A 17,756-nucleotide genomic window follows, 5' to 3' on the forward strand; every position below is an offset into this window, starting at 1 on the left:
ATGCGCCGGTCGCCCGCGCCCGGAGAAGGGGCCAGGACGTCACGAAAGTTTCGCGTCGGCGGACCGTGCGGAGACCATCCAGCAGGCCGCGGTGTAGCGGACCTCCGTGCCCTCCACGAACGGGTCGAAGGCGGGCCGGACCACCTCGACGATCTCCGCCCGGGTCCGCGCGTCGGTCCCGGGCAGGACCGTGCCGAGCGGACCGAGCCGGGTGAAGTACGTGACGAGGTCCCGCTCGGGCAGGGTGCAGACCGCGTCGACCGGCTGGATGTCGATCCCGGACCAGCCGCTGTCCGACAGGATGCGGTGCACCCGATCCGGGTCCGCGAAGGCGAACTGGCCCGGCTGGTCGGGCTGCCGGGCGGGAAGCTCCGGCAGGAACGGGGCCGCGGCCCGCTCGGCCGTCGTCATGAACGGGTTCTCCTCGGCGCCCCGCCACACGAGGCACCGCAGCCCCGCCCCGTCCTTCACCGCGCTCCGGATATGGGTGAAGGCCCGCACGGAGTCGCTGAAGAACATGACCCCGAAGCGCGAGACGACCGCGTCGAACGCGGCGGGCTCGAACGCGTACTCCTGCGCGTCGGCCTGGATGAAGGACGCCGCGACGCCCTCCTGCTCGGCACGCGCCCGGGCTTCCTCGATCATCGGGCCGGAGATGTCGACCCCGACGCAGTGACCGGTCCGGCGCGCGACGGCCCGGGTGATGCCGCCCGTACCGCAGCCCACGTCCAGCACACGTGCCGGGTGCTCGGTGGCCACCGCGTCGACGAGCAACTCCTCCAAGGGCCTGAACATGTCGTTCAGCAACCCCTGGAGATCCACCCAGGCATGGCCGGCGGGCCCGTTCCAGCGGGCGGCCTGCTCGTCGTAGGACCTGCGTGAGGCATCCATCGTGGTCTCTCCCTCTGCTTGCCTTCGTCGGGACGGGATGACAGCGTTCTACTTCAAGTCGACTTGAGGTCAAGACAATGACAGATCTGGACATCGCGGAAGTGGCGCACCGCGCCGGAGTGCCCGCCTCGACGCTGCGGTTCTACGAGGAGAAAGGGCTGATTGCCCCGACCGGCCGGCGCGGTCTGCGGCGTCAGTACGACCCCGGTGTCCTGGAGCGGCTGGCGCTGATAGCGCTGGGACGGACGGCCGGGTTCTCGCTCGACGAGATCGCGCGGATGTTCGCACCGGACGGGCAGCCGCACATCGACCGGCGGATGCTGTCGGCCAAGGCGGACGAACTGGACCGCAGAATCAGCGAACTGGGCGTGCTGCGGGACTCCCTGCGGCACGCCGCCGCCTGCCCGGCACCGCGCCACCTGGAGTGCCCCACCTTCCGCCGTCTGCTCGACGCGGCGGCCTCCGGCACGGTCGCTACGCCGGAACGGCGGGTTCCCGAGCGCCGCTGACGCTCACGAGGCGTCCGGCACGCCGACCGACGCGGCCTCGGCGCCCGCCGGGGCTCTTGGTCCAATCCTGGTCCGTGCTTTGCCCGATTCCCGTCGCCGCCTGCCCAGCCTCGGCTGCGGACTCCGGGAGGCAGCAGTGCGAATCGATCGTCGGCTTCACCTGCGTCTTCGCGCCGAACTACACGGTGCTGCTGGTGCTGCGCCTGCTCTACGGCATCGGCATGGGCGGCGAGTGGGGCCTGGGCGCGGCCCTCGCGATGGAGAGTGGCCGAGCGTCACGGCTATCCGTCGGCGATGGCGTGGACCATCGTGCCCACCCTGGCCGTGGTGATCCTGCTGAGCGCACTCGGCAAGGAGGCCAAGGGCATCCGTTTCGGGACCGGCGCGGCGGCGCCGAGCGGCGCGGTGTCCGGCACGGTGCAGTCCTGATCGCTTAACGCCGATCGCCGAAAGCTGATCACTGGTCGCTCGTCTGCCGGTCCCTGCTCCGGCCGGTGTAAAAACGTTCCACACCCGGTCGCGTTATACTTTCGGCGCCCGAGAAGGTCACCGTCGTGCCTGGTCGCACGGCTGCTACAGCGAGGGGGTGGACGCCGTTCCGGCACGCCCCGCCCGCATCCAGGACGTCGCGGCCGCCGCCGGTGTCTCGGTGTCCACGGTCTCGAACGTGCTCAACCGGCCCGAGCGGGTCAACGCCCGCACCGCCGAGCGTGTCCGTGTCGCGGTCGCCGCGCTCGACTACGTCCCCCACCCGGGGGCAGCGGGCCTGCGCACCGGGCGCGCCTCCGCGATCGGGCTGGTGCTGCCCGACGTCACCAACTCCTTCTACGCGCGCATCGCGCGAGGCGCCGCCGACGCTGCCTACGCCCACGGTTACTCCCTCGTCCTGTGCCACAGCGGGGACGACCCGGAACGGGAGCAGGGCTACTTCAGCATGCTCGTCGAGCAGCGGGCCGTCGGTGTCGTGGTCGTGCCGCTCAGCGCCGACCCCGGCCGGCTGGCCCGGCTGCGCGAGCGGGGCATCCCGCTCGTCCTGGCCGACCGCGCGATGCCCGACCGGGAAGGCTGTTCGGCCTCCGTCGACGACATCGCCGGCGGCCGCATCGCCGTCCAGCACCTCCTCGACAGCGGTGCCCGCGACCTGCTCGTCGTCAACGGCGAGCGCGGCATACGGCAATGCGCCGACCGCTACCAGGGCGCCCGGCAGGCCGTGCGCAGCCGGCGCGAGGCCCGGCTCGGCCAGGTCGTCGCCGAGCGGATGACCGTCGCCCACGGCACGGAGATCGCCCGCGGCCTGAAGGAACTGCCCGACGGGGTGTTCTGCACCAACGATTTCCTCGCCGCCGGCCTGTGCCGGGGGCTCACCGAGCGGGGCGTGCGCATCCCCGAGGACGTGCAGGTCGTCGGCTACGGCGACCTCGACGTGGCGACCTTCGGGGCGACGACCCTGACGACGGTCCGGCAGCCCGTCGAGGAACTCGGCCGTGCGGCCGTGGAGATGCTGCTCGACGAGATCGAGGCCCGCGCGGATCACCTGCACGAGACCCGCGTCTTCGCCCCGGGCCTCGTCCGGCGCGACTCCACCCGGCCCCCTGCCGGCAACCAGACCCCGTAGCGCGGACGGTGGTGGCCTCGCGGACGCCTCACCACGGGTCCTCCAAGGACGGCAGATCTCGGCCCCGGGCCGGAATCTCCAGCGTCACCGGCCCGAACAGCCCCGAAGGCAACTGGGACGGGAAGGCCCAGGCGGTCGGAGTGGCCTCGGCGAGATACGGCGCCAGCGTCCCCCGCACCGTCACCTCCAGCCGGACCGTCCGCCCGGCGGCACCGCGCAACGGGAAGCGGTAGGGCGCGCAGAACGCCTCACCGGCGAACTCCCCGTCGACCGCCACCTCCACGCTGCCCCGCACCCGCCCGAGATCAAGCACCGGATCACACCCGGCAGGCACCTCCACCGCCCGCGTGTACGTCACGCCCCCGCTCCAGCCGCCCAGGCCCTGCTCGCGCCAGTCGCCCAGCCGCAGCGGTGCCGGCACGGTCCGCACCCGCACCGGCCCACGCCAGGCCGAACCACCCCGCAGGAACGCCGTGGGCTCGGTGACGACCTCGACCGCCGTGACAGCCGCGAGCGGCGCCCGAAGCGTCAACCGTTCACGGGACAAGGCCCGTTCCTCGTCGTCTCCGACCCGCACCCGCGCGGGCAACGCCAAGGGCAGCTCCAGCGACACCGTTCCGGACGGGACGGTGAAGCGGAAACGCTGCGGCACCTCGTGGACGTCATCGGTGCAGCGCGACGGCCACACGGGGCCGCCGAGCTCCGGGCGGCCGTTGAGCCAAGCTGTGTCCGGCAGCGGATGCGGCCGTACGGCGGCGTGGCAGTGCTGCAACTCGCCCCGCCTGCGGTCGTCCTCGACGGTCCGGCCCCGCCACGCCCCCGTCTCGGCCTCCCAGCCGGCCCCACTGACCAGAGCCGTCGTCCCCCCGGACCCCGAGTGCGCCACCAGGTCGACGAACACCGCGTCCCGGGCGTCATCGCTGTCGGTCACGACCTCCAGCGTGTGTTCGCGCGCCCCGAGTTCGACCTCGTGACGGAAGAACACCGGCACGGCTCCCCAGTCCGCCTCGTAGTACTCCGCCTTCTCCTGCCGCGCCACCACCTCTCCGTCGAGCAGCACGGTCACGGCACAGGCGGCACCCACGACGAGCACCGCGCGTGCGTCGCCGCCCCGGACCGCGAACCGGGCGCGGCAGGTCACCCGGCCGTCGGCCCGGACCCCGTCGGGCGGGCGCATGAACCGCGGGCGGGGCCCCGGCCCTCCCGGCCCGGTCAGGCAGAAGAAGCTGCCGAGCGCCGTGGCGGCGGTGGCCGAGATCGTCGAGGGCCGGTCCTGGGCGTCCGACAGCTCGTACTCCAGCACATCGCGGTCGTGGACCACGACCGCGGCGGACGCCACGCAGCCGCCGCCGTCCGGCTTCAGCGGCTGCCCGTTCCACCACACCCGCTTGACCGCCTCCGCGCCGACATGCAGCTCGGCAGGTCCCCGGCGGCCGGTCGCGACGATCGTCCGGACCCGGGCGGCCGTCGCGCCGACCGGCACGGGGACGCGGATGAACTCCTCGCCCACCAGGCCCTTCGTGCCCAGCAACCCGCCCTGGTCCGGGTGCCCCCGGCTCGGCGAGTACACCGCGGCCTCCCAGGGCGAGCCCGGCGGCACGAGGGGCAGTTCACCGGCCAGGACCCGCTGGGCAGCCGCCGCGTCCAGTGGCTCGGGCAGCTCGTCGAGCGGCACCGGGGGCAGGACCCGGACCCGGTTGCCGTACGTGACCCGGGACCGCTCCCACGCCCCGCCCTCGCTCCACCGCATGGTCCAGATCTGCGGCTCCGCCACGGACGACGCGGGCGGGAGGGCCAGATCGCCCCAGGTGTTGTCCATCGTGGGGACCAGCCGTCCCTGCCAGCCGGTCGAGAGGTCGAGGACCCGGGCGGCCGTCCCACCCGTGGCCGGTGTCGGCGCCGGACGGCCCTCACGCCAGACCACCAGGACCGCGGGCGCGCCGTCCAGCGGCACCTCGACGGTGGAGAGGGCACCGCCCTCGCCGACGGTGACGCGGGCCGGGCGCCGCGAGCCGGTCGCCGGGTCCCAGACCTCGGCCTCGGCCACGGCGGCCCGGACGGTGACGGACGTGCTGCGCAGCGGCTCGGGCCGGGAGCCGGACGGCCGCAACGGGTGCGCGCCGATCTCCGGGAAAGCCGCCGTGACCAGTGCCACCGCCTCGTTCCCTCTCCGCCGGACGAGCAACGGCACCTCGCCCGTCGCGTACCCGGCCAGGTCGGTCACCGCGGCGGCGCCGGCCTCGGGGCCGGGCGCCCGCTCCAGCCGGGGATGGGCCAGCAGGGCCGCCACGACCGCGTCGTCACCGGACCGGCCGGCGGCCGTCGCCGGCGGCCGCCCCACGACCACCACCCGCCCTCCCGCGTCCAGCAGTTCGGCAAGCCGGCGCGCCGTCTCCTCCTCCAGCACGCTCGCCGAGGGCAGCAGCACCGCGCGGTAGGCCAAATCCCCGATCCGCAGGGCGCCGCCGGTGGCCCGGGCACGCCGCACCGAGTCGTCGTCGACGACGTCGAAGGAGATCCCGCGCCGGTCCAGGGCACCGGCGTGCGGCCCGAGCCAGTTGTTGGTGCCGCACAGGTCCAGGTAGTGCCGCTGGGTCTCGTCGGCCCGGGCGTGGCCCTCGCCCAGCCGCCCGTCGCCGAAGTGCCGGACGGGGGCGTCCAGCGGCAGGAGGGCCTGCATGGTGGCGGTGGGGTGCAGCACCGCGACCTCGGCCGCGTACCCGCCCCACGACATGATCGAGCAGATGCGGGCCACCGCCCGGGAGAACGCCGGGTACTGCTTCCAGTACGGCTGGCGCCAGTCGGTGGACGGCGGCGCCCACTCGAACCAGCCGCCGGCCGTGCCGAAGTAACTGGCATGCGGGTTGTAGAGGTTGGCCCCGCTGCGCAGGAACGGCAGCAGCCAGTGGTAGGTGTCCTCCAGCGTGCCGCCCCAGCCGGAGGAGTGGAACGCCTCGATCCAGACGCGCTCGTGGCCGTAGAGATGCGCCATGGACGAGTGCACCTTGGCGTCGCCGTGATGGTCGCTGCCGGCGGCGCCGTACCAGCGGTGGGTGCGGAAGTAGTCGGTGTAGAGCTGTGTGGACTGGGCCGGGTACCCCGCGCGGGCGGGGTGGCTCTGGTCGCTGCCCAGCAGCAGACCGCGCTCGCGGTGCCAGGCGGCGAGCGGCCGGAACAGGGCCTCCTCGGTCAGCTCCGCGCGGACCGCGTAGTAGTCGGCGCGGATCCTGCCCTCCGCCGCACCGGCGTTCGCGCCGAACAGGGCCGGCAGGTGGTCGAGCAGGTCGTAGCCGCGCCGGGTGCGGAACTCGTCGGCGAAACGGTGGCTCCAGGCGTTGGTGCCGGGCAGCTCGTCCTGGAAGCTGCCCGCGATGACGGTGCCGAGGTACTCCGGCACGCGGCGGTCGTACGCGTGGTGGACCGTGTCCATCAACAGGCCCACGGCGTGCGGGTCCAGATAGTCGAACGCGGTGGGGACGGTCGTGACCAGCCGCACCTCGCTGCCGTCGGGGGCCGCGATCCGTCCGTCCGCGCGCAGGCCGAGCCGCAGCCCCTGCCGCGTGTACACGGCCAGCGGGGTCTCGGCGTCCGTCAGGGCGACCGTGCCCCGGGAGACCCGCACATCGCGGCAACGCAGCGCGAGCCCCGCCGCCTCTGGATGACATCGTGTCACTCCGCCCTGCACATTGGCACCGGAGAACCCGATCTGGTCGTAGAACCACAGGCGTGTGCCCAGCTCCGCCGCGATCTCGCAGGCGTCGGTGAACCGCGCCCACCACTCCTCGCCGAACCACGCCGGATCGTCGGCCCGGGCCCCGAACGTCGGCCCGGCCGGGGCCAGGTTGATGACGACCAGGTTGTGCACCCCGCCCTGCGCGAACGCCCGCAACTGCCAGGCGAGTCGTGCGCGCGTGACCTTCGCGCCGGACCACCACCACAGGGGCGTGGGACCGAAGGCGCGCGGCGGGTCCTCGAACAACTGCCGGAGAGCGGGGGAGAGCACGGATGCGGTCCTTCCCCTAAAACGTTTTTCGGGCCGCCCTCACCGTAGGCGAGCTGGAAGGAGCACGCCATAGGCCGGGAGCGGACCGGGGCGGCCGACGTCCGGTCACCCACACCCGCCCGGCACCTTGTTGCAACGTTTTCCTCGTCCTATATTCGCAGCGACCAGGCCCCCGAACCGCGATGTCACCAGACGACGGAGTCGCAGCATGGCCGGTAACCGCCCCATCCCCCCACCGCTCTGGAAGGCCGCAGCCCTGTCCGGCATGGCCTCCTACCTCGACGCCGGGCTGATCGTGAGCATCTCCGTCAACCTGGCCGTCTACCGCGACAGTTACGACATGGGCGTGTGGATGGCAGGGGCGATCAGCGCGATCGTCACCGGCTGCATCGCCGTCGGATCACTGGTCGGCGGACGTCTCGCCGACCTCTTCGGCCGCCGCCGCGTCTACAACTGGGACATCTTCTGCTTCGCCATCGGCGCCCTCGTCATCACGCTCGCGCCGGACGACGTCACCCTGCTGGTCGGCGTCCTCGTCGCAGGGCTCGCGGCCGGCGCCGACCTTCCGACGTCCCTGGCCGTCGTCTCGGACGCGGCACCCGCCTGGGCCCGGGGCAGACTCGTGGCGTTCACCCAGGTCATGTGGATGCTGGGCATCGCCGTCGCCATCTTCCTCGGCTTCGTCCTGTCCACCACGGGCATGACCGGGGCCCGGCTCATCACCGGGCAACTGGCCGTCGCCGCGCTCGTCACCTGGGCTCTGCGATCCCGGCTGAAACTGCCGGGCGAGCCATCGGAGCCGGGCCCGCGGACCTCCCCGGAGGATCCCTCCCTGGCCCCCGTGTGGACCCGCGCCGCCCTGCTGCCGATGGCCGCGACCTTCGTCTTCTACGTGACCTGGGGGCTCGGGGCCAACACCTTCGGCCAGTTCGGCACCTATCTGCTCGTCACCGTCAGCGACGCCTCGCAGAGCCTGGCCACCGGGATCAACCTGGCCTTCATCCCGGTCGGCGTGCTGCTGACCTTCGCCTTCGTGCGCGTCGCCGACAGCCCCTGGCGCGACCGGCTGTTCCATGTGGCGGCGCTCGTGCAGATCCTCGCCTTCGTCATCGCGTCCCTGACCGCGGGCGCGCTCGCCGGCATGCTCGTCTTCTTCGTGCTCTACCAGCTCTCCAACCCCTTCGCAGGAGAGGCCAACTACAAGGTGTGGTCGCAGCTCACCCTGCCCGCCGACACCCGCGGCACCACCCAGGGCCTCACCTACGCGCTGTCCCGTGGCGTCTTCGCCGTAGCCGCCTTCTTCACCCCGGCCCTGGCCGACCGCAGCCCGTCCGTCCTGCTCTGGACGATCACCGCCTGCATGACGGCGGCGGCGCTGGCGGGCGTCTTCATCATCCGCGTCCTGGTCCCGCGGCCCGCGAGCCCCCAGCGGGACGCGGCGGACCCGCGCGTCCCCCACACCTGGCCCGCCGGCCCGTCCCACAAGGAGCACTGACCATGGCAACGACCGCGGACCGCACGGCCGCACGGGCCGCCGCCCTGCACGACCTGCTCCCGCCGGTCACCCGGCGCCGCACCCGGATCGGGCTGGTCGCAGGCGGACTCGGCACTTACTGGCCCCAGTTCCCCGGCCTCCTGCCGAAGCTGAAGGAGTCGGCCGCGCATGTCGCCGACCGCCTCCGGGCGATGGACGCGGAGGTGACCGACGCCGGATTCGTCAGTGACGCCCAGGAAGGCGCCCGCGCGGCCGAGGAGTTGCGCAGGGCCGACTGCGATCTGATCGTGCTCTTCCTGACGACGTACCTCACCTCGTCGATGGTGCTGCCGATCGCAAGGCGCTCCCACACGCCCGTCCTGGTCGTCGACCTCCAGCCGTCCGAGAGGATGGACCACGCCTCCTTCGACACCGGCGCCTGGCTGGCCTACTGCGCCCAGTGCTCGGTCCCCGAGGTCGGCAACGTCTTCCGGCGCGCCGGCATCCCCTTCCGGTCGGTGTCCGGCTGGCTGCGGCAGGAGTCCGCCTGGCGGCGCATCGAGCAGTGGGTACGGGCCGCGCACGTCCGCGCCGCGCTCCGGCACGCCCGGCACGGCCTGATGGGGCACGTGTATCCCGGCATGCTTGACGTGCAGACCGACCCGACGCTGCTGGCCACGACGTTCGGCTCGCATGTGGAGGTGCTGGAGTTCGACGACCTGAGGCACCGCGTGGAGCGGGTGAGCGAGTCGGAGACCCGGGAGCGGATGGCGCTCGCCCGGCAGATCTTCACCCTCGACGAGAGCGTGGTGGAGGAGGACTTCGCCTGGGGCGCGACCGTGTCCGTCGCCCTGGACCGGCTCGTCGCCGACTTCGGGCTCGACAGCCTCGCCTACTACCACCGTGGTCTCGACGGCGAACTGCACGAGCGGCTCGGCGCCGGCATGATCCTCGGCGCCTCCCTGCTCACCGCGCGGGGCGTGCCCGCCGCCGGGGAGTACGAACTGCGCACGTCCGTAGCCCAGTTGGCGTCGCAGAGCGTCGGCGCCGGGGGTTCCTTCACCGAGATCCAGGCCCTCGACTTCGAGGGCGGCGTGGTGGAGATGGGCCACGACGGCCCGGCCCACCTGGCGGTCGGCGCCCGCGACCCGCTGCTGCGCGGCCTCGGCGTCTACCACGGCAAGCGCGGCTGGGGCGTGAGCGTCGAGTTCGACGTCCGCCACGGGCCCGTCACCCTGCTCGGCCTCGGCCAGGACGCCGACGGCAGCCTGTCGTTCGTCACCTCCGAGGGCACCGTCGTACCGGGACCGCTGCTGGAGATCGGCAACACGACCAGCCGTGTCGACTTCGGCCGCGACCCCGGTGAATGGGTCGACGCCTGGAGCGCCACGGGCGTCGGCCACCACTGGTCCCTCGCGGTCGGTCATCACACGGCCGACTTCCGGGCGGCCGCGAGTCTGCTGGGCATCGACCACCGGCAGGTGTGACGGGCGGCGTCCCGTGAGGGATGGGTGTCGGCCCCACCCGGATGTGGGTGACGGCACCGATGGTGCGGGGCCCGGGGCCCGTGTGAGGCTGGCAGCACCGCCCGGGCCGCCCGCCGACCGGCACGGCCGCGGCCCCGGAACGCGCCGAGGTGCGCGCGACCCCGCATGCCGAACCCCCCTGAAGGAGGAGCCCCTATCCATCCCCGCTCGGTGAAACGATCCGCCTGCGCGCCCACGAAGGTGGTGATCCGTGGGACACGCTGACGCTCTTCTCGCCATGGGCGGAGCCTTCCTGGCCGCCGCCCTGTTCGCCCGTCTCGGTGGCCGTATCGGACTTCCGACGATCCCGCTGTTCATGCTCGCGGGCATCCTGCTCGGCCCCCACACCCCCGGTCCGGTCATCGTCGAGGACGTCCACGACTTCGAGATGCTCTCCGCGCTCGGGCTGGTGCTGCTGCTGTTCTACCTCGGCCTGGAGTTCCACCTTGACGACCTCAGGAGCGGCGGCCGGCGCCTGCTGACGGCCGGTGGGATCTATCTGCTGCTCAATGTCGGCGCGGGGCTTGGATTCGGCTTCGCCCTGGGCTGGGGCGTGAGGGAGGCGCTGGTCCTCGCCGGTGTCCTCGGGATCTCCTCGTCCGCCATCGTCACCAAGGTCCTCATCGACCTGGGCCGCATCGGCCGTCCCGAGACCCGCCTCATCCTGGGCGTCATCGTGGTCGAGGACATCTTCCTCGCCCTGTATCTGGCAGCCCTCCAGCCGGTCATCAGCGGCGCCCAGGGCGTCACGGACATGGTCCTCCAGGGCGCCAAGGCCTTCGGCTTCCTGCTGCTGCTGGCCGCCGCGGCCCGCTACGGCACCAAGCCGGTCGGACGGCTCATCGCGACCCGCGACAACGAACTGCTCGTCATCAGCTTCCTCGGCGCGGCCGTCCTGGTGGCCGGAGTCGCCGAGGTCCTCGGAGTGGCCGACGCGATCGGCGCGTTCATGGTCGGCCTGATCCTGGCCGGCACCCCCTCGGGCCCACGCATCAGGGACCTGGTGCACCCGCTGCGTGACGCCTTCGCGGCCATCTTCTTCTTCGCCTTCGGTCTCTCCATCGACCCCGGCGACCTCCTCTCCGTCGTCGGACCGGTCACCGCGGCGGCCCTGCTGACCCTCGTGATGAACGTCCTCGCCGGTCTCCTCGTCGCCCGCGTGTACCGCTACGGCATCGAACCCGCCGCCGAGATCGCCACCACCCTCGTGGCCCGCGGCGAGTTCGCGCTGATCCTGGCCGCCATGGCCGCCGGCGCCGGACTCGACGCCCGGCTCGCCCCGTTCATCGCCGGGTACGTCCTCGTCCTCGCGGTCCTCGGACCCATCGCCGCCGGCCGCGCCCACCTGCTCGCCCGGGCGCTCCGGGCCGGCCAGGGCGTCCTGCCCCGCCGCAGGGCCCCGGCGGACGAGAGGGAGCCGCTGACGGACGGCACACCGGCCGCTCCTCAGCCCGCCGAGGCCGAGCGCTAGCGGACGACCACCGGTCCGGGCGCGCTCAGGGCTCGATCAGCCCGACACGGATGGCGTAGCGGGTCAGTTCCACGCGGTCCCTGAGGCCGAGCTTCCGCAGCAGGTTGGCGCGGTGCCGCTCCACCGTCTTCGGGCTGATGACCAGCAGGTCGGCGATCTCCTGCGAGGTGTGGCCCTCGGCGACGAGCTTGAGGATCTCCTCCTCACGGCCGGTCAGGGACCGGAGCGACCCCGCGTCGCCCTGCCGGGCCCGGTCGAGGTGGTCGCGGATCAGCGCCCGCACCGCACCGGGGTACAGGAACGGCTCGCCCCGCATCGTGGCCCGGCAGGCCTCGACCAGGTCGCGGTCCGCGACGGACTTGAGGACGTACCCCGCGGCACCGGCACCGAGCGCCTCGAAGAAGTACTGCTCGTTGTCGTACATGGTCAGGATCAGGATCCGGATGCCGGGGCAGGTCCGGGACAGCTCCCGGGCCGCCTGGAGTCCCGTCAGGCGCGGCATGGCGATGTCGAGGACGGCCAGGTCCGGGCGGTGCTCCCGGGCCCGGGCGACGGCTTCGGCCCCGTCACCGGCCTCGGCGACCACGGTGAGGCCGGGCTCGGCGTCCAGGATGAGCCGGACGCCACGCCGCACCAGGGCGTGGTCGTCGGCGAGCAGGATGCGGGTGGCGGGGGAGTCGGTCATGCGCGGCCGTTCCGGTCGGGATCTGTACGGGGGCGGGGACGGGGTGGGCGAGGCGGACACCGGTGCCTCCGCCGGGCCGAAGCCCGGGCACCAAGGGCGCCGACGTACGGCACACACGCACGCCTTCCCCGGATGCCGCACCTTGAGCCGGACGCGCGAAGTGCTCCCGCCGCGACGTGCCGACGAGCCCGGCCCCATGGCCGGCCCTTCCCGCGCGGGCCCGGTGGCGGGCGGGTTCGGACCCGGCGTGTGCGCTGCCCGACCGTCTCCGCCATCCGTGACAGGACCCGTCCCCGGGCCGAAGGCGCCCCACACGACCGCGCGTTCGTACGGCCCCGCCACCGGGAAGGATGAGGGGTGGGCCCGATGGTGCGCGCCGCTGGAGAGGGGAGAGGCTGAAGCCCCGGAGGGACGGTCGCACCGCCGCCCCGTCTCCCACCGCACCGGCACAGGGCCCGACACCCCAGGACTTGTCATGGCCTCGGCCGTGCCCTGCCACGAAGCGCTCGGGTTCCGGGAAGGAGAAGCCGTGCCCCAGTCCGAAGACCGGCGTCTGGTCGATCTCGAAGCACGACTCGAGCGGGAGGATCCCCGGTTCACCCGGGCCATGAGATCCGGCCGCCCCGCCCGGCCCCGCGAGTACCGCCGTACCGGAGCCTGGTGGGGGCTGGCCCTGGGCGTGGCCGTGCTCGGCTTCGGCATCGTCCTGGCCCAAGGGCTGCTCATCGCGGGCGGCCTGGTCCTCGTCGGCATGGCGGCCCAGCTGGCCGATCCGGACCCGGCCCGGATGACGCACCGCGGATTCGGACGACGCTGACGCGGACAACCCCCCGGGGCCCGGCGGACGGGGCGCCCGGAGGGCGTGGTGTGCCGCCGTAAGAGTGTCGTCGTAACCCGTGTGAACGCCCTGGATGGTGGGACGGCCCGGTGTGAATGACGGTGGTTCACGTCGAGGCCGGGTCTCGTGAGCTGGCGAGGCGTCAGCTGCCCGGCTCGCGACGGAAGGACTCACCGATGCGCTCTGCCCGCATGCTGCTCGCGACGGCCACCGCCACGGCGGCCCTCGCGATCGCCGGACCCGCCGCCTACGCCGACGCGATGGGCGACGGAGACCACGACTCCACTTCCTACAGCAAGGAGCACCACAAGGACGGCGACCACCACGCGCCGCGCGGCGGCGTACACACGGGTGGCGGTGCGCTGACCGCGGTGAACACGGACCACGACGAGGACCCCTCCGAGCACGGCAAGGACGCCTCCGGCGACCAGGGTGAGGAAGAGGGCAAGCACGAGGAGAACGGCAAGGAGAACGGCAAGGAGGACGGGCACGAGAAGGGCTGGGAGGGCAAGCACGAGGAGCACGGCAAGGAAGACGGGCACGAGAAGGGCTGGGAGGGCAAGCACGACAAGCCGCGCGGCGGGATGCACACCGGCGGCGGAGCCCTGGCCTTCGTGAACTCGGACGACTGGGACAACCCCAAGCACGACCCGGAGTCGTACAAGGACGGCGAGGACGACTGGGGCGGCAAGGAAGAAGAGGAAGGCTCCGGCGACAAGGGCGACTGGGGCGGCAAGCAGGAAGAAGGGGGCAAGCACGACAAGGGCTCCTGGGAGGGCAAGCACGACCACGGCAAGCCGCGCGGCGGCATGCACACGGGCGGCGGCGGACTCGCCTCCGCGTCGGGCGTGACGGCCGGCGGTCTGGCGGTGCTGGCGGTGGCCGGCACGGGCCTGTACGCGCTGCGACGCCAGAGGGCTTCGCAGGGCGCCGCATGACCGGTGCCTGACCGCACAGCCGCCGTGGCCGCCGCACGTGCTTCGCACGTCGCGGCGGCCCGGCTCGTCCTCCCGCGTGCCGTGCCCGCTGCCGTGCTCGAATGAGGTGGTCCCTGATGGCAGCCAGTCCCCCCGCTCTCCCCGACCCCGGCCCCGAACCGAAGAGGCGGCGCCTGCGCACCGTCGTGACGGTGCTCTGGGCGGCTGCCGCCCTCGCCCTGACCGTGAGCATGGTCGGCCGCCACGGCGAGTCCCCCGACGCCGCCGGCCCGCCGCACGTCCCCTCGGCCGTGTCCGCCGCCTCGGGCGTGCCCGACCTCCCCGACACCTCCGCCGCACCGCTCCGCTCGGCCGCGCCCGGGGCCGGTCCGCACCTGCCGCCGTCCCGGCCGGTCCGCCTGCTCATCCCCAAGATCTCGGTCGACGCGCCCTTCACCGACCTCGCCATCGGCCCGTCGGGGCAACTGGAACCCCCGCCGCCGGACGACACCAACCTCGTCGGCTGGTACGCCAAGGGGCACACGCCCGGAGAAGCCGGCACCGCGATCATCGCCGGACATGTGGACACCACGACCTCTCCGGCGGTGTTCGCCGGGCTCGGTGAGCTGAAGAAGGGCGACCGGTTCCAGGTGGTGCGGGCCGACGGCGTCAAGGCGACCTTCGCCGTCGACGCCGCGGAGTCCTTCGACAAGGACGCCTTCCCCAGCGACCGTGTGTACGGCGACACGGAGGATGCCCAGGTCCGGCTCATCACCTGCTCGGGCTCCTACGACCGTCAGGCCCGGGACTACACCGAGAACCTGGTCGTCTTCGCGCACCTCGTCTGAGGTCCGGTGCCCCCAGCCTGACTTGGTGTTTTACAGTGACTGACACCAGTTCAGGCGACTGTGGGACCTGTGAGGGATTCGCGAACCATGACGACCGAAACGTTTGAGTTCCAGGTAGAGGCGCGTCAGCTGCTCCAGCTGATGATCCACTCGGTCTACTCGAACAAGGATGTCTTCCTGCGGGAGCTCGTCTCCAACGCCTCCGACGCGCTCGACAAGCTGCGTCTGGAGAAGCTGCGGGACGACGCGCTCGACGCCGACGTGTCGGACCTGCACATCGAGCTCGACATCGACCGGGAGGCCCGCACGCTGACGGTGCGGGACAACGGCATCGGCATGTCGTACGACGAGGTCGGGCAGCTCATCGGCACCATCGCCAACTCGGGGACGGCCACGTTCCTCAAGGAGCTGAAGGAAGCCCAGGACGCGGCCGGGGCCGAAGGGCTCATCGGCCAGTTCGGTGTCGGCTTCTACTCCGGGTTCATGGTGGCCGACGAGGTGACGCTGGTGACCCGTCGCGCCGGCGAGGCCCAGGGCACCCGCTGGACGTCACGCGGAGAGGCCACGTACACCCTGGAGCGGGTGGACGACGCGCCGCAGGGCACGTCCGTCACGCTCCACCTCAAGCCCGCCGACCCCGAGAACCAGCTGCACGACTACACCTCGGAGTGGACGATCCGGGAGATCGTCAAGCGCTACTCGGACTTCATCACCTGGCCCATCCGGATGGTCCCGGAGGTGGAGGACGGCGGGGACACGCCCGAGCCCGAGACGCTGAACTCGATGAAGGCCCTGTGGGCGCGCTCGCGCGACGAGGTGTCCGACGACGAGTACCACGAGCTGTACAAGCACATCAGCCACGACTGGCGCGAGCCGCTGGAGACCATCCGGCTCCAGGCGGAGGGCACCTTCGAGTACCAGGCCCTGCTCTTCGTCCCCTCGCACGCCCCGCACGACCTGTTCACCCGGGACTTCAAGCGCGGTGTCCAGCTGTATGTGAAGCGCGTCTTCATCATGGACGACTGTGAGGCGCTGCTGCCGCCCTACCTGCGCTTCGTCAAGGGCGTCGTCGACGCGCAGGACCTCTCGCTCAACGTCTCCCGCGAGATCCTCCAGCAGGACCGGCACATCCGGATGATGCAGCGCCGGCTGACCAAGAAGGTGCTGTCCACGGTCAAGGAGCTCAAGACCAAGGACGCCGAGCGCTACGCGACGTTCTGGCGCGAGTTCGGCACCGCCCTGAAGGAGGGCCTGGTCACCGACTCCGAGAACCGCGACGCCATTCTCGCCGTCTCCTCGTTCGCGACCACGCACTCCGACGACGAGCCGACCACCCTCGCGCAGTACGTCGAGCGGATGAAGGACGGCCAGGAGGACATCTACTACATCACCGGCGAGTCCCGGCAGAGCATCGAGAACTCCCCGCACATGGAGGCGTTCCGGGACAAGGGCATCGAGGTCCTGCTGCTCACCGACGCCGTCGACGAGGTCTGGGTCGACGCCGTCGGCACGTACGAGGGCAAGAAGCTGCGGTCCGTCGCCAAGGGCGAGATCGACCTCGACGCCGAGGGCGCGGACAAGGCCGCCGAGGAGCGGGAGAAGCAGGCCGAGGAGTACGCGGGGCTGCTGAGCTGGATGCGGGAGCAGCTGGACGAGGACATCAAGGAGGTCCGCCTCTCCACACGGCTCACGGTCTCCCCGGCCTGCATCGTCTCGGACGCGCACGACCTGACCCCGGCTCTGGAGAACATGTACCGGGCGATGGGCCAGGAGGTGCCGCGCACCAAGCGGATCCTGGAGCTCAACCCCGGCCACCCGCTGGTGAAGGGCCTGCACCAGGCGTACCAGGCGAGTGAGGAGCGCACGGAGCTCGCCGAGTCCGCCGAGCTGCTCCACACCCTGGCGGTGCTCGCTGAGGGCGGCCAGCCCAAGGATCCGGCGCGCTTCGTCAGGCTCGTGTCGGACCGCCTGGAGCGCACGCTGTAGTCGCCGCGGAGGATCAGGGGTGGTCCGGGGCGCCCGCCGCCCGGGCGCCGGGCGGGGTCGTGCCGGTGCCGGGCGGGACGACCTCGCCCTGGATCACCCGCGGCGCGGGGGCCGTCCCGGCCTCCTCGTCCTTGGCGGCGCGGGCCTCGGCCTTGAGGATGCGGGCCGCCTTGCCGGCCGAGCGGGTCAGCTCGGGGAGCTTCTTCATCCCGATGACGGCTATGACGACGATGAGAATGATCGCGAGCTCGCTCAGTCCGAACATGATGTCCTGTCCTCTCTCGCCCGGGCCGGGCACGGCGTGAGCGTACCGGGCGGGGAGCACGGCGTGATCGCCGTCTCGGGATGCGGCGCCAGATGCCGGCCCAGGTGCGGCAGCATCCCGCGGTCGAGCAACTCCTGCCGCCACACCAGCCGGGCGTGTTCCACCTGGTCGGCGGCCGGGGGCGCGCCGTGCCGGCGCAGGGCCGTGTGCAGCACGGCGGCCAGGGTCCCGAGGCCGGTCAGGGCCGCGACGAGCGCCAGGGTGGAGCCGGCCGCGACGAGCGACCCGGGCAGCGGACCGAGGGCGTCGGCGGCGTGCAACAGGCCGCCGATCAGCAGCAGCGCCGCGGCGGACGTGCCCGCCACGAGCGGGGTGAGCACCGCGAGGGCCGGCAGCAGGGTGCCCGACCCGAGCAGCCGCCGTGCCTCGTGGCGGGCGGCCCTGCGCACGGCGACGTAGGAGCGGTACGGCTCGGCGGCCGCGGCCGCGATGTCGTCGGCGTGGGCGAGCGCGTGGGCACGCAGGTGCGCTGCCGCCCGGCCGGTCGGGTCGGTGGTCAGGGCGCTACGGATCTCGGAGGTGCGCAGGGCGTGGTGCAGGACGGCTTCAAAGTCCGCGCGGTCCTCCGGGCGGAGGCGGAACGGTTCGGGCACACGGTCTCCCGGTCGGTCGGTCGGCTGTCGCGGGCGCCGGGCCCGGCCGCACGCGGTCGGGCTCGGCGGCGCGGT

General features: G+C 72.7%; 15 protein-coding genes. 10 read left to right on the top strand and 5 right to left on the bottom strand.

Annotated features, from left to right (window positions below; genetic code table 11):
• Positions 1–39 precede the first annotated feature (39 nt).
• Positions 40–891: a class I SAM-dependent methyltransferase gene (locus AB0I06_RS07480; protein ID WP_363117807.1), complete on the bottom strand. Its 852-nt coding sequence runs from the start codon at positions 889–891 to the stop codon at positions 40–42.
• A gap of 77 nt (positions 892–968) precedes the next feature.
• Here AB0I06_RS07480 and AB0I06_RS07485 point away from each other — a divergent pair, with 77 nt between their 5' ends.
• The 3 genes from AB0I06_RS07485 (at position 969) to AB0I06_RS07495 (ending at position 3,015) form a co-directional block, all read left to right on the top strand.
• The gene (locus AB0I06_RS07485; protein WP_363117808.1) at positions 969–1,400 is read left to right on the top strand and encodes a helix-turn-helix domain-containing protein; all 432 of its coding nucleotides are present in this window, start codon (positions 969–971) and stop codon (positions 1,398–1,400) included.
• Positions 1,401–1,664: 264 nt separating this feature from the next.
• Positions 1,665–1,829 carry a hypothetical protein gene (locus AB0I06_RS07490; protein WP_363118045.1) on the top strand — a complete coding sequence of 55 codons (165 nt, stop codon included), beginning with the start codon at positions 1,665–1,667 and terminating at the stop codon, positions 1,827–1,829.
• 157 nt (positions 1,830–1,986) lie between these two features.
• Complete coding sequence (locus AB0I06_RS07495; protein ID WP_363117809.1) at positions 1,987–3,015, top strand: LacI family DNA-binding transcriptional regulator; 1,029 nt, start codon at positions 1,987–1,989, stop codon at positions 3,013–3,015.
• 28 nt (positions 3,016–3,043) lie between these two features.
• Here AB0I06_RS07495 and AB0I06_RS07500 read toward each other — a convergent pair whose 3' ends face one another.
• Positions 3,044–7,018: a glycosyl hydrolase gene (locus tag AB0I06_RS07500; RefSeq protein ID WP_363117810.1), complete on the bottom strand. Its 3,975-nt coding sequence runs from the start codon at positions 7,016–7,018 to the stop codon at positions 3,044–3,046.
• A 208-nt stretch (positions 7,019–7,226) separates the two neighbouring features.
• On the opposite strand from AB0I06_RS07500, the gene AB0I06_RS07505 reads away from it, so the two are divergent.
• From AB0I06_RS07505 to AB0I06_RS07515, 3 genes are all read left to right on the top strand, one after another.
• Entirely contained in the window at positions 7,227–8,513 is a 1,287-nt protein-coding gene (locus AB0I06_RS07505; protein WP_363117811.1) for an MFS transporter, read from the top strand.
• 2 nt (positions 8,514–8,515) lie between these two features.
• A complete protein-coding gene (locus AB0I06_RS07510; protein WP_363117812.1) occupies positions 8,516–9,979 on the top strand; it encodes an L-fucose/L-arabinose isomerase family protein in 1,464 nt (487 codons plus the stop codon).
• A gap of 250 nt (positions 9,980–10,229) precedes the next feature.
• Positions 10,230–11,489, top strand: a complete 1,260-nt coding sequence (locus AB0I06_RS07515; protein WP_363117813.1) for a cation:proton antiporter — start codon at positions 10,230–10,232, stop codon at positions 11,487–11,489.
• A gap of 25 nt (positions 11,490–11,514) precedes the next feature.
• Here AB0I06_RS07515 and AB0I06_RS07520 read toward each other — a convergent pair whose 3' ends face one another.
• Positions 11,515–12,174, bottom strand: a complete 660-nt coding sequence (locus tag AB0I06_RS07520) for a response regulator transcription factor (protein ID WP_363117814.1) — start codon at positions 12,172–12,174, stop codon at positions 11,515–11,517.
• A gap of 529 nt (positions 12,175–12,703) precedes the next feature.
• Here AB0I06_RS07520 and AB0I06_RS07525 point away from each other — a divergent pair.
• From AB0I06_RS07525 to htpG, 4 genes are all read left to right on the top strand, one after another.
• Entirely contained in the window at positions 12,704–12,991 is a 288-nt protein-coding gene (locus tag AB0I06_RS07525) for a DUF3040 domain-containing protein (protein WP_363117815.1), read from the top strand.
• 197 nt (positions 12,992–13,188) lie between these two features.
• Positions 13,189–13,950, top strand: a complete 762-nt coding sequence (locus AB0I06_RS07530; RefSeq protein WP_363117816.1) for a hypothetical protein — start codon at positions 13,189–13,191, stop codon at positions 13,948–13,950.
• Between the two features lie 116 nt (positions 13,951–14,066).
• Complete coding sequence (locus AB0I06_RS07535) at positions 14,067–14,777, top strand: class F sortase (protein WP_363117817.1); 711 nt, start codon at positions 14,067–14,069, stop codon at positions 14,775–14,777.
• An 87-nt stretch (positions 14,778–14,864) separates the two neighbouring features.
• Positions 14,865–16,763 carry a molecular chaperone HtpG gene (gene htpG, locus AB0I06_RS07540; protein WP_363117818.1) on the top strand — a complete coding sequence of 633 codons (1,899 nt, stop codon included), beginning with the start codon at positions 14,865–14,867 and terminating at the stop codon, positions 16,761–16,763.
• Positions 16,764–16,776: 13 nt separating this feature from the next.
• Here htpG and AB0I06_RS07545 read toward each other — a convergent pair whose 3' ends face one another.
• Positions 16,777–17,028, bottom strand: coding sequence for a twin-arginine translocase TatA/TatE family subunit (locus AB0I06_RS07545; protein WP_363117819.1), 252 nt, complete (start codon positions 17,026–17,028; stop codon positions 16,777–16,779).
• Positions 17,016–17,681 carry a hypothetical protein gene (locus AB0I06_RS07550; protein WP_363117820.1) on the bottom strand — a complete coding sequence of 222 codons (666 nt, stop codon included), beginning with the start codon at positions 17,679–17,681 and terminating at the stop codon, positions 17,016–17,018. Before AB0I06_RS07550 ends, AB0I06_RS07545 begins: the two co-directional genes overlap by 13 nt.
• Positions 17,682–17,756 lie beyond the last annotated feature (75 nt).

The organism is Streptomyces sp. NPDC050674 (genome assembly GCF_040654575.1).
GTDB lineage: Bacteria > Actinomycetota > Actinomycetes > Streptomycetales > Streptomycetaceae > Streptomyces.

Bases quoted from the DNA above. Each gene is read 5' to 3' on its own strand.
- AB0I06_RS07535 (WP_363117817.1), top strand. From the start codon at position 14,067: ATGGCAGCCAGTCCCCCCGCTCTCCCCGACCCCGGCCCCGAACCGAAG.
- AB0I06_RS07510 (WP_363117812.1), top strand. From the start codon at position 8,516: ATGGCAACGACCGCGGACCGCACGGCCGCACGGGCCGCCGCCCTGCAC.
- AB0I06_RS07505 (WP_363117811.1), top strand. From the start codon at position 7,227: ATGGCCGGTAACCGCCCCATCCCCCCACCGCTCTGGAAGGCCGCAGCC.
- htpG (WP_363117818.1), top strand. From the start codon at position 14,865: ATGACGACCGAAACGTTTGAGTTCCAGGTAGAGGCGCGTCAGCTGCTC.
- AB0I06_RS07520 (WP_363117814.1), bottom strand. From the start codon at position 12,174: ATGACCGACTCCCCCGCCACCCGCATCCTGCTCGCCGACGACCACGCC.
- AB0I06_RS07480 (WP_363117807.1), bottom strand. From the start codon at position 891: ATGGATGCCTCACGCAGGTCCTACGACGAGCAGGCCGCCCGCTGGAAC.
- AB0I06_RS07485 (WP_363117808.1), top strand. From the start codon at position 969: ATGACAGATCTGGACATCGCGGAAGTGGCGCACCGCGCCGGAGTGCCC.
- AB0I06_RS07545 (WP_363117819.1), bottom strand. From the start codon at position 17,028: ATGTTCGGACTGAGCGAGCTCGCGATCATTCTCATCGTCGTCATAGCC.
- AB0I06_RS07530 (WP_363117816.1), top strand. From the start codon at position 13,189: ATGCGCTCTGCCCGCATGCTGCTCGCGACGGCCACCGCCACGGCGGCC.